Here is a 10,899-nt window from a genome sequence, read left to right as displayed (position 1 = left end):
CACTTTACATGCGTAAGTCGTCTTCTTCGACGGTTGCATATCTTCTGGTGCTTGCGACACTGTTTGAAACGGCTGATGAGGCCATTAATACATTACAAGCTGCTCAGAGTGGCGCTCTAGTTCCAGAGGTTTTGCTGCGACAAGTGCGGTATGCACTACCGGCTGACGATGCTTTGGTTGAGGCGTATATCAGAGCACAGGGTGATGTCTCCAACATCGTCCAGATGTGGGAGATCCCAAAGCGCTGTATTCAAAAGAGGTTGTTGGAGCTAGGGTTGCCCGACCTTGCAGCAGATCCTGGCCAAGCTGTTTTCCCTAAAGCAAGTTTGCAGGCTTTTTATTTGAGTAAATGTAGTTACCAAGAAAGCCTCATGCTGTCGGGAATGGACAGTAGACAGTTCGATGGCCTGCTTCGGTGCTGCGGTCCGATTATGGTCAAAGCACTGATTAAGATGGACAAAGAAGATGTCCGTTGCTCGCGCAAAGAGCTTTCAAACAACCTGCGACGGTTGCATGCAACCCTCCAGGGGGAATCACCTCCTGCGCAAATGCAGGAGGTATAAGTGCCGGGTTAGAAGCTGGACACATCCCCCCAAAATCGTGTCCAGAATGTATTGTCGCGGGGCACTAAATCCTCATACCTTCTTAGTCGTTGGGGGTCGTTGCTGCAAAGAGCCACAACTGCGGGCTGCACCAAGGATAAATAGGTATCAGCTGCAATTCGAAAATCTTCGAGCAACAGCTCGTCCGTCTTCTTTTCGAATGCCACGCGATGCGCCGCAATCCATAAGGCAATGATGAGGCGCTGAACGCCTGCTGTTTTTTCCCAAATCAATTGGGCCAACTCATCGGTGATGGCAAGAGGTTTCGTAACGTACTGATAGTCACTGAGTCTTTGTAAAAAAATACGGCGGTACACAGGATCAGAGGGCGAAGTGAAATGAGGAAAAGCGTGGTAGCCCGAAGTAACTATGCGCTGTGCATTACTCAAACGCTTGGTGAGCGCACTGATGCCGTCTGGTGTGCCGGAGACCAGCAGTGGAATTTGCCATGTATTCATGAGTGTCAGAATCCATTTGAGGCATTGGTCTTCCACAATGCTTAGCTCTGGTGGCTCTTCACTGGCTTTTCGCTTGCGTCGGCGATCCAAAGTGGAAAGCTTGAAGAAGTTCTGAATCTCATCCAAATGTAAAAGCCCAAGGAAATGGCTGGAAGCAACTTGCCGCCATTCCTCCAGCATTTGTGGGCCATTGCGCCAGTTGGTAGCCAGAGTTCGATCAAAGCGCGCACTACCTGTGGCCTTTTTCCACGCGGTCATCAAGGCTGCGGCCAGATCAGTCGCTCTGCCACTGGGCGGGACATCAATCGAGAGCCATGCTACTTGCTGCAAGCCATTGGTCATCTTGAAGAATGACTTGTGTTGAATGACCTGCTGCGGATATGAGCCCAAACAACGCACGATAGCTTCGCTTTTGCCAGACCCCGATATACCTTCCACAGCCGCACCAAACGCAGGAGCTCCGGGACGCTTCGACTGTTGAACTGGTTCCCCGCTGATGAGACTCCAGGTTCTAGCTAATGAGGGCTCCATATAACGGTAATTTTGTCGAATCATCAAATCGATTGATTCGTGAAGCCGCAGTTCTTCTAGGCTAGGTAAGTGTAAATCCCGAAGGCTCATCAGCATGTGCAGACGCACATGACGAGGTACTGAAACAATATTGGCAGGAGGTTTGACCGGTAGATCTAGCAAGAGGCGGCTCAGCTCTGTGCGTGACCGTATAGGACCGAGACCTTGAATCAGAACATTGTTTCCGTATATGTCATGTGTGAAGTCCGATGGAGAAGCGTCACTTTTCATGGGGATGCCCTTCATTCATCTCTCCGAATAACGCTTCCATCATTTCGAGGTGATAGGTATCAGCTTCAGAGCGAATTTTTCGTGTTCCACAGATCTCAGCAACAGACTGCGTATTTTGTAGAGCCACCTCCATTGCGCGTGCTTCTGTGATACTGGGTTGACGGCCATGCGCACGATCCAGTGCGATGCGTGTCTGCTCTATCGATTCGGCCTTGATGGCTTGCATGCGTTTCAATGCCAGCACGCTAGTGACCAAATTCTCATGCTCAATGTCCGCTGCTCGCAGTCTTTGGTAGGCAAATGCGTCGACCATTTCGTCATGCGTCACTGCAGCTGAAGTGCGCGCAAGGTCTGAGATGTCTAAGTCGATCAGCCCATTACCAGTGACGTTGGGCGTCCAAATTTTTGAAACAGAGCCCGGGTAGTATTGAACTGGAATCTGCCAACCGTGACCTGATGTTCGTGCAATGGTGGACCACTGCTCTGCGTCGGTGATCTCCGAGCGGTAGTCATTGCCGCAAAAGCTGATTCCTGAACGAGATACTCGACCCTTGTCAGAGACGGGCAGGAGTGTGCTGGTGAGTTCTGCATGTGCTTGGACTTTGCGATAACCAATGCCCATTGCATGTCCCCAACGCCATAGACCTGCGGGACTGGGGTAAACATTGTCGGACACCATCTGAGCGTCCAGGCGGTGTGAGCGATTTGCAGTTAAGTTGTAGCGGAAGAAACACTCATACAGGTACTGCATATAGTGGCGCACAGTCATGGTCGCTTCTGCGGGGTTGGACCGGCGTAAGTCGTACTCTGCGCGGCGCGCATCCATGGCTCCGGGTAGAAAGTTGTACTGCGTATTTTTTAAAATACGATGCATGACTTCGACGACACCCTTAAGATCTGGTCGAAAGGGCGGTGCATAACTTAGGTTCATGCTGAGCTGCATGCCAGTGGCTTTGGCACGCTTGGAGAGATACTCACCACGATCACACTGCAGTGCATAGGGCAATGTGGGTGCTGGGAACAGCGAAGGCTGCATCTCATAGTCCCACAGATGGCCCAGAAGCTGCGCTGGTGCTGCTGTGTTGAAGAGACTAACTTGTGCGGTGCTCCAACTTGGACCTGTCAAACACACATAAAAGCCAACGATGGCGGTAGACCAGACATCGACGACGATGTAGACAATCGGGCGTCCCACAATCCAAGCAGGATTGAGCGAGGAGCGCAGATAGATATCGCCAATGGTTGAGTCGATCGCATACAAAAGTCCAGGCCCTGAAACACCTTCCCAGCTCTTACTGCTCATACCTCTCAGAGAGCGTTTGAAATGTCCTTTGCTAGTTTTTTCTAGAACTTTCTGGATATAAGTAGTGCGAGTAGTCAGGACGCGTTTGACCTGTTGGTAATTGGGGTAGTCTCCTTTTTTTAGATCAACCGTAATGATTTTTCCATCAGCGTCAAAAGTACTGGCGGTTGCGAAATCACTGCTAATGATCTGTTTGTAGCGCTCCGGCATTGAAGGTTTTGGCACCGGTATTCTTTTGTCTGCGGCAACGATGATGCTCTCCCAATCATCATTCATGCCAGGTTGCATCGACTGTCCATAAACGCCATATAGTGCTTTGTTCAATCTTTGCTGGGATGTTTTGCGGCCAGACTTTTGGCGCGAAGCGTTAGGTGAGAGCAGACGTTTTTTTCCAGGAGCACCGCAGAGGTCACTGCGTATTCGAAGGCTGCGTTCAGTGAAGCCGTATGTGCACAAGATGGACCAGAGTTGGCGTACATGGGAGTTGCTGACTTGGTGCTTCTCCATCGTTTTTCGCACCAGTTCACCAATATTCCCCTGAACCAAAAGGCTCTCTCGTAATTGCTCAAAGTCAAGAAATGACTGCATGGTCAGGCAGCGTTTATTAAAGAGTGCCTGATCTTTCTTCTGCTTCAAGTCTGTGTAATACGATGAGTGCAGTTCTAAGCTGTGTGGAACGATTTCTCTGTTGTCGAGCAGCTCTTGGAAGAGCTGGTAGCTGATCTTGCTGAGTGAGCCGACTAAAGGTTTTTTAGGCGTCTGCTTCGGACGTTTTGTGGCAATGCCGATAGGGCGGCCACCAGGCCGCCTGTGTGTTGGATCTTCTGGACGAAAGAGGATGCAGATCACGGTGTCACTTGCACGTTCAGCGAGCACCATTCGATAGAACCCTTTAACCAGTCCGTAAGCGTCGTTTAGTACGCGGAATGGCTGGTTGTGACTTAGAGGCATGCAGACCTCCGTGCAGCAAGAGGGTTTTGTGCCAAAAATTCACTTGGAGAGATGTACTTAAAAGGTTGCGATGGTCGCCATCCACGGCGTAGATCGATGGGCAGCAGTCCAAACCAGATGGCTTGCCATAACGCTTCTTGCGCAAGTAATTGAAATTCTTGGCCTCCAAACAGCAGCGTTAGATGGTTCACGATATCGGAGTAGGCATGAAGCGGCATGGCCATCGCTACCTTGCGAGCTATCTCCAGATTGTGTTTATCAACTAGAGGTGCAAGTCCCCAAGCTGCGGTGCGCATAAGCGTACGTTTAATGGCTGGGTCAAACTCTGATGGTGTGATTAGCAGCCACGTAACGCCTCGCATCTGCCAATAAATTTTTTCTAGAAGCAAAAGCTCTCGTGCACGTTTACTGAGCTTTTGAATGGACTCAGCCTTGACTGATACCGCTAACAACTCCTTGTGACCCAAGGCTGTTTCTAGTACTAGCAGAAGGTCGGTGCTGGATGTCCAAAGAACATCTTCATCCGTCCCTTGAAGTCGTGGGTGCCGGATACCTAACGACTTTGCGACCGCAAGTGTCCCCGGGTGGTGTTTGGAGTTTTTTCTAATGTCCCATCTCGAAATTTCTAGCGGTGCATCTTCTTGCTGAAGTGGAAACTGTTCGACTAAATCGAGCACGTTAGGCAACATCGCCGCAAAGTTGACGCAGTTCCATTCGACATCCGATAGCAGCTCGCGCTGGCGCTCCCGCCAGATGATGAGGTGGGAGCGGCCATGGCTAGATGGATCAGAGCGTGAAACACGGTGCCAGGGTATGTAATCAGCATAGGTGCCAGTGCCTCGTCCATCGCGTTGAAAGCGCTCTATTAGCGATGGCGTAAAGCGTTTTTGAGTTCTCATAGAAATCCCCACTTTGAGAACGAACGAGCCCCTCGCTCGTCCTCAAACGTTCGATAAAAAGTGAAATGGGGATTGACGCTTTTTAGGTCAGAGACTTAGACTTTGTTTGTTCGGAAAGTCTGGGCCAACCCCCAGCGAAAGGCGACGTTGGTGTGCAAGCCAACGTCGCTTTTTTTTGGAGTGTTTGCAGGTGACTAATAGTTAATGAGTTGTCTCCTTGTTTTCTGGGGTGTCGCACTACAGCTGGTATGAAGTTTGGTGCGTGCCGTAATTCACAGTGTGGCTGTCATGAAGTTTGGAAGTCGCTTCGTAGAGGCGCTGTCTAATTTCGTTTAGCGTTTGGCTATCAATATGGGGTGCCCAGACTTGGAGGTAAATCATCAAGTCGATCGTTTCTGGCGGCAGTGTTTTGCCTAGATGCGCCGTAATTCGTTCTGCAGTGGCGAGCGATAGAAAATCTGTTTTTTTCTTGCCTGAGAGAGCCAAGCCTGTCGCTATTTTTAGGATTGTTTTTTGTGATGGCGTGGGCCTTTTGCCGTTCTCAATTTCACTTAGATAGCCGATTGATATTTCAATTAAATTCGCGGCAGCTGCTTGAGACATGCCGAGCTCCTGCCGTATGCAATACAGCATCTCTCCGACGGATGAGGGAGGTTTGGATGCGCTCATTGACTAAGCATCCAGCAAGTTTGAAAAAAGAGCAAAGTTGCATAAGAGGGGAAATAGCACTTTGACAAATAGGCAAACAAGTGATCTTGATCGTTTAAGAACGAGAACGTGGGCGATGTGTGTTGCTGTTGCCGCTAATGAGTTTTCTCCGACACGGTTGGAGAAACACCTGAACAGCTTGTTAGGCGCTGAGTTCAAAGAGGCAACTGGGGTATGGCGAAGCTACTGTGAAGGGGCATCGAAACCATTCAAGAAGAGAGCAGTAAGGCCCAAAGCTGTCTGGGCAGAGGAAGTGGAGCGCCTGTATCCAGCTACATCAAGATGGTTCTACTCGCCAGTTTGGTTCCTGATGGAAGAAACGGAGTTTTATCCATCAGAGATCTATGAGTGCGCTAAGCAGCTGCCACACGATGGGTTGGCAGAGCATTTGTTGTCAGGCGATGAATTGGATGAATCAGCCGCGTTGATGCTGTCAGAGTTGACTATGCAAGTGCCTTTGCTTCTTGCGGTGAACCCCTCTCCAGCTGCTTTAGGTGCTATGGCTTGCGCGATGCGAAGAGCTGAACTGGCAGGGCAGGTGTCAATTTTTAGAAGAGCTGGAATAGGTATGTTGTGGCTGCTGGATAGACTAATACTGAAGGAGTCCTTACCCGTTAGAGAGTGCTTGCGAGAGTTGCGGAAAATCGTCAAGGAAAAATTTGATAAACAGGTCTATCCGGTGGGCGGTCTGATACGCTCTCCTCCAAAAAGGAGAGACTTAGAGGAATTCTCAAAAAGAGTGAAGCTCTTGAAGGCTGCGGAAATAGCTTTTGACAAATGCGATTGGGAAAAAGGGGAATCACTGATTGATCAAGCGTTTTCGATAAAGTGAATCCTACCGTTCCGGCTCTCTTGGTGGTTTGCAACTGCCTCAAAAGCACTGGTCGATTCAATATAAGTAGCTATAAAAGCCGCAAAGATTGATACCTGCTCGATTCACATTCACTCAAACTGTGATGTTGCCCCCGACGTCACCCCGTTTTCAGTAGCACTTGGCTTTAGAGTCCGGGGTCAATTTAACGTCTTTCCGCTTCAAAGTCGCTGCGTAGATCGCCGGCGGCAAACCGCCCAGCGACTTCTTGGGCCTTTCCTCGTTGTATTCCCGTCGCCAGCTCTCGAAACAACCTTGGCATGCTGCAAGCAGGCAAACCAGTGCTCGTTGAGACACTGATCCCTGAAGCTCCTTCGCTGGTGCGCTCTACACCTCAACGCTGTCATTGGTGATTGGCACAGTCCGAATGGCCGCTTTCGTAGCTGTTGAGGTGGTGCTTGAGCCCAGAGCGGACGCTTAACTAATTAGGCTGTGGAACAGCGGCAGCACGTGCTCAGCCAGTTATGCCAGAACTTCGCGTGCGGGCCTGCGGCTTGCCTTGAGGTTCATGGCGACGTGATTGACCCTTAAAGCTTGGGCGTAACGCAGAAACGCAATACAGGAATTGCGTCCACCACGGAGCATGGGGCCCATGCTCATCAGTGGCTCATTGAGGTTGGCCGCTAGATCGAAGAAGAAACCTTGGGCATAAGACTTGAACGCATCTGCGCCGGCAGCTGTGAAAGCTTGCGGTGCTGCTCCATTCCACTCTTTGAGTAGGTCTCCCAGGTGTTCGAGACGCACGTTGTAGAAGAGCTTGGCAGGTGGAAGCGCAGGGCTGAAAGAGCCTCGTGAGGGTCAAAAAGCCTTTAGAAACAGAAAATTCGATAAATTATTGAAAATTAAGGGGTTGTACAAATATTCAGTAAACCCAGAAATTTTGGACATTTCGCGCCGCTGGCGACTCAAAATCAGAGCTAGCCTACAAAAAAGCAGTGCTCAAAAATTAATCAAGTCTTTGAATTTATTCGAGTTGTACAAGTTTTTTTAAACCCCTGTTTTGGAATACAAACATGGAAGGACAATACCTTTCCAACACGACCACAAAGCAAGTCATTGACGCCACCCGAGCATTCCGCGAACTGGTGGCGGTCAGGCGCAACTTGCAAAGGCTGGGCGGGTCGATGTACTGGAAGCCATCTGGTCACTATGTCTACCTGGCTCAGCGAAGCTATCACGACAGTCAGAAGGTTGTGCATTTGGGTTTGAGGTCTGCTGAAACAGAGCGCATCTATGAGCAATTTGAGGCCGAGCGCGCAAAGCTGCAGCAGCGTGAAAAGGCACTGAGCGAACGCATTGCCATCTATGAGCGCATGAATAAAGCAGTCCGCGCCGGCACTGCGTCTTCGCAAGTCATCGAAGCGATCAACCTCTTGGAAGGGCTGGGCATCAGCGATGACAGCCGCTGGCTGGGCACACCCGCGCTCTACGCCTATTGGCAGTCCACGGGGTATGAGGCTCCTAAGGCACTCAAAGAGGGTGATGAAATCGCTTATTTCCTCGTCTTTGTGATGCACAAGCTGGAGGCGCAGACCATCCTCAAGCTCAAGCGCTCCAAAGCCGTTACGTACCATGCTGTCACCAGTAATCACAGCAGCGTTCTGATCATCAAGTCGTCAAAGGAATCTAGGCATGAAGAAGATAAGGCGAAGGCGCTTCGGAGCGCCCACGATACCCTTATGGCCTATCTGCAGCAGACAGCCAGAGAGTTCCTAGATGCACTGTGCGAAGAGTTGATCCATACCCCCGCGTTTGAGCAAGTGGTGATCAGCAAAACAGGGAAAATGGGCCTGATGAAAACGGTTGAGCCGCAGAGCCTGCAGGCCTTCAACACGCTGCTTGGCATTGATACCATCGACAACGGCGTGCTGAGTGATCTGCTGTCCACAAATAGATTCCAGCCTAAGTAAATCCATCGCCACAGCGCCAGCTGCAGCTGGTCTTGGCAAGAACAGCAACACAGAGTTAGCAAGCAAGATGGATTTCCTGATTACCGAGTTTTCACAAGAGCAGCGTACACAGTTGTGGCTGAGCTTAAAGTGAGCCACTTGTAGCTTGGTGCGCACACCTGCAATCACAGCCCAGTCTTCACTCCAATCGAACTGGAAGGCTTCGCCAGTACCGAAGACCAGGGGCACAAAAACGCCTCGCCCTGATGTCTGCTCAGCCGCATGACACTGAGCCTTCCAAACTCTGGCAAAGGCAGCGACCCGGTTGTAGGAGCCGGCATAGCCCAGCGCCTGCAAGTCCAGAAACATCTGCTTGATCGTGCGCCGCTGCTTACGCACAGCGTCTGATGACACTCAAAGTAGCCACGTCAATCACTCCTGGTCTCCTACTGCACAAGAAAGCAGCAGGCTAGGTTTAATGCGTGGATCAGACTGAGATGAAAAAACCGGGGGCTAGTGGGTCACTTCTGGGTGGAAATCAACAGTGCTCTATGGCTGCCGCTTTTTGCTCCTGCGAGAACTTGGGCTCCCGGCCCGCATAGCCCGCTGGCAAGTCGAGCTTCTGCTGGTATTCGTTGTACCAGCCCTTCAATGAATTCTTGGTTGGATAACCCAGCTGAAGCATGGTGGGTCTGACGCGTTTGCCCAGCTTGATATAGAGCTCAACGGCTCGAATCCGATCTCAGTAGGAATACATGAAATACCTCCTGGTAGTCCAAGTTTTCGTCCGCACCCTGGTTTTTAGATGTTTATATAGAATTCACTGAACTATTCACAGTAGGAGCGTTATGAACGCATCTCTCAGACTAGAGCCAAATGAGCTTCATAGAAGAATTGAGCGCGCACTTAAGTATGGGCCACGTACTAGCCAACAACTGCTAGATGAATTAGATGTAAGCCAACCAACTCTTTCCCGAACTATTCGTGATCTATCTTCAAAGGTCACTATGTTTCGCGTGAAAGGCAGGCGCACGCCCTACTACGGCCTGCTCCGCACTCTTCCCTTCGGAATGAATGCGCGCCAGCGAATTTTTCGCATCTTGTCGTCTGGCAATATCGTGCAGTTTGCTGACATGGAGTTCCTTGAGGGCGGTGGCACGTTGGAGCGTACCGACACTGCGTACTTCTATGAGGGCCTGCCTCCCTATATGACTTTCGCTGCGCCTTCAGGATTCCTGGGCCGCCAGCGCGCACACGCAGTCTCCCGTGAGCATGCATTCCCGCCTAGCCTCAAGGACTGGAATGACGACCATCGAGTGGCATACCTCTTTACTCAGGGGTTGAACCTTCCAGGAAATCTCGTCTTTGGTGACATCCCATTGCAGCGCGAACTGGATCTCCTGAAGTCCCCTGGGGATGAGAAAAAAGAAAAGATCGACTACTACACAGGCATGGCGCGGCAGCTCAAGCACACCTCCTATGGGTCGAGCGCTGGGGGTGAGCAGCCAAAATTCCTCTGGTTCGGCCAGGACACGGGCCATGTCATCGTCAAGTTCGCGCGAATCGGTAGCCGTATGGCTGAGCTACTTCCACTAGAGCATCTTGCACTGAGATCCCTCGCTAATATCGGGGTACCAACAGCCAAGACGGAAATTTTAGTTTCCGAAGAGTTCGTTTTCCTTGAGGTTGGGCGCTTTGATCGCATAGGTGAGAAAGGGCGCGTGGGTATGCTCTCGGCTGGCGCAGTAGATGATGAGTTCTTCGGTATGCGCGATACTTGGCCGGAGTTCGCTGCGCGCTGTGTCGCTGCAGGCTACCTGTCAAAGCAGGATGCTGAGCATGTGAATGTCATGGCTGCATTCAGTGAACTCATTGGAAACACTGATCGCCACTTCGAGAACATTTCCATGTTGATCGGTGATGACGGCGAGTACCAAGGCATTGCCCCTGCCTACGACATTCTCCCAATGCGCTACGCCTCTATCGGAGGTGGTATCGACCCGGAACTTGTGCCCATTGAGCCCAAAGTCTGCACCATCGGCGCCGCTCCCGCAGTGTGGGCTCTAGCTGCGCGTGCGGCCGATGAGTTTTGGAGCGCAGTGGCGAATCAGGAGCTGGATGCCCCAATACCTGATTCAATACGGGAGTTGGCCCAGCGCAATCGCCAAGTTGCCTGCGAATTCGCAGCCCCGCTCTTACCTGCGAAGTGAATTGACCAGCATTTGCTGGCTAAAAATGCTGGTCGATTCACATTGATCAGTTGAATCCACAAGAGCCACGAGCCGTATCCATTTCATCCGACTGTTTCGAATGGAGGTTTCCTATGGATAAGCGGTGGTGTAGTGCGTGCGGTGAGGCATTTGAGCCTCGGCCTCAGTCACCTCGTCAGTTGTATTGCGCTAAGACCGCATGTCAAC

The 10,899-nt window shown here is 51.0% G+C and carries 9 protein-coding genes and 3 pseudogenes; 4 read left to right on the top strand and 8 right to left on the bottom strand.

Annotated elements, in window-relative coordinates:
• Positions 1-563: hypothetical protein (locus HF327_RS21415; RefSeq protein WP_198462374.1), on the top strand; the 563-nt coding region annotated here is incomplete at its 5' end.
• A gap of 8 nt (positions 564-571) precedes the next feature.
• Here HF327_RS21415 and HF327_RS21410 read toward each other — a convergent pair.
• The 4 genes from HF327_RS21410 to HF327_RS21395 all read right to left on the bottom strand — a co-directional run bounded on the left by HF327_RS21410 (position 572) and on the right by HF327_RS21395 (position 5,647).
• Complete coding sequence (locus HF327_RS21410; RefSeq protein ID WP_236024342.1) at positions 572-1,876, bottom strand: AAA family ATPase; 1,305 nt, start codon at positions 1,874-1,876, stop codon at positions 572-574.
• Entirely contained in the window at positions 1,851-4,115 is a 2,265-nt protein-coding gene (locus HF327_RS21405) for a DDE-type integrase/transposase/recombinase (RefSeq protein ID WP_198462373.1), read from the bottom strand. The genes HF327_RS21410 and HF327_RS21405 overlap by 26 nt, the downstream gene beginning before the upstream one ends.
• Positions 4,106-5,014, bottom strand: coding sequence for a PDDEXK family nuclease (locus HF327_RS21400; protein ID WP_198462372.1), 909 nt, complete (start codon positions 5,012-5,014; stop codon positions 4,106-4,108). The genes HF327_RS21405 and HF327_RS21400 overlap by 10 nt, the downstream gene beginning before the upstream one ends.
• Positions 5,015-5,251: 237 nt before the next feature.
• Positions 5,252-5,647, bottom strand: a complete 396-nt coding sequence (locus tag HF327_RS21395) for a helix-turn-helix domain-containing protein (protein ID WP_268904724.1) — start codon at positions 5,645-5,647, stop codon at positions 5,252-5,254.
• 151 nt (positions 5,648-5,798) lie between these two features.
• On the opposite strand from HF327_RS21395, the gene HF327_RS21390 reads away from it, so the two are divergent.
• Entirely contained in the window at positions 5,799-6,554 is a 756-nt protein-coding gene (locus tag HF327_RS21390) for a hypothetical protein (protein ID WP_198462370.1), read from the top strand.
• 150 nt (positions 6,555-6,704) lie between these two features.
• On the opposite strand, the pseudogene HF327_RS21385 reads toward HF327_RS21390, so the two are convergent.
• Together HF327_RS21385 and HF327_RS21380 are read right to left on the bottom strand one after the other, a co-directional pair.
• A pseudogene (locus tag HF327_RS21385) lies at positions 6,705-6,901 on the bottom strand (integrase core domain-containing protein); the annotation flags it as partial.
• 154 nt (positions 6,902-7,055) lie between these two features.
• The gene (locus tag HF327_RS21380) at positions 7,056-7,337 is read right to left on the bottom strand and encodes a hypothetical protein (protein ID WP_198462368.1); all 282 of its coding nucleotides are present in this window, start codon (positions 7,335-7,337) and stop codon (positions 7,056-7,058) included.
• 269 nt (positions 7,338-7,606) lie between these two features.
• Between HF327_RS21380 and HF327_RS21375 the strand changes: the two genes are divergently transcribed.
• Positions 7,607-8,503, top strand: a complete 897-nt coding sequence (locus HF327_RS21375; RefSeq protein ID WP_198462376.1) for a nucleotidyltransferase family protein — start codon at positions 7,607-7,609, stop codon at positions 8,501-8,503.
• 111 nt (positions 8,504-8,614) lie between these two features.
• Here the strand turns inward: HF327_RS21375 and HF327_RS21370 are convergent.
• Both HF327_RS21370 and HF327_RS21365 read right to left on the bottom strand, forming a co-directional pair.
• Positions 8,615-8,878, bottom strand: a pseudogene (locus tag HF327_RS21370) (IS21 family transposase); the annotation flags it as partial.
• A gap of 148 nt (positions 8,879-9,026) precedes the next feature.
• Positions 9,027-9,218 (bottom strand): annotated as a pseudogene (locus tag HF327_RS21365) (IS3 family transposase); the annotation flags it as partial.
• Between the two features lie 112 nt (positions 9,219-9,330).
• Between HF327_RS21365 and HF327_RS21360 the strand changes: the two are divergent.
• Positions 9,331-10,692 (top strand): HipA domain-containing protein, encoded by a 1,362-nt coding sequence (locus tag HF327_RS21360; protein ID WP_198462367.1) that lies wholly within the window; start codon positions 9,331-9,333, stop codon positions 10,690-10,692.
• Positions 10,693-10,899 lie beyond the last annotated feature (207 nt).

Origin of the sequence: Comamonas suwonensis (assembly GCF_012844455.2) — a bacterium.
Lineage (GTDB): Bacteria > Pseudomonadota > Gammaproteobacteria > Burkholderiales > Burkholderiaceae_C > Comamonas > Comamonas suwonensis.
The sequence above is the reverse complement of the archived record's forward strand: the minus strand, read 5'-3'. Positions and strand labels throughout refer to the sequence as shown.

Excerpts from the sequence above, each read along its gene's own strand:
- HF327_RS21410 (WP_236024342.1), bottom strand. The coding sequence starts at position 1,876 with ATGAAGGGCATCCCCATGAAAAGTGACGCTTCTCCATCGGACTTCACA.
- HF327_RS21405 (WP_198462373.1), bottom strand. The coding sequence starts at position 4,115 with ATGCCTCTAAGTCACAACCAGCCATTCCGCGTACTAAACGACGCTTAC.
- HF327_RS21400 (WP_198462372.1), bottom strand. The coding sequence starts at position 5,014 with ATGAGAACTCAAAAACGCTTTACGCCATCGCTAATAGAGCGCTTTCAA.
- HF327_RS21395 (WP_268904724.1), bottom strand. The coding sequence starts at position 5,647 with ATGCTGTATTGCATACGGCAGGAGCTCGGCATGTCTCAAGCAGCTGCC.
- HF327_RS21390 (WP_198462370.1), top strand. The coding sequence starts at position 5,799 with ATGTGTGTTGCTGTTGCCGCTAATGAGTTTTCTCCGACACGGTTGGAG.
- HF327_RS21375 (WP_198462376.1), top strand. The coding sequence starts at position 7,607 with ATGGAAGGACAATACCTTTCCAACACGACCACAAAGCAAGTCATTGAC.
- HF327_RS21360 (WP_198462367.1), top strand. The coding sequence starts at position 9,331 with ATGAACGCATCTCTCAGACTAGAGCCAAATGAGCTTCATAGAAGAATT.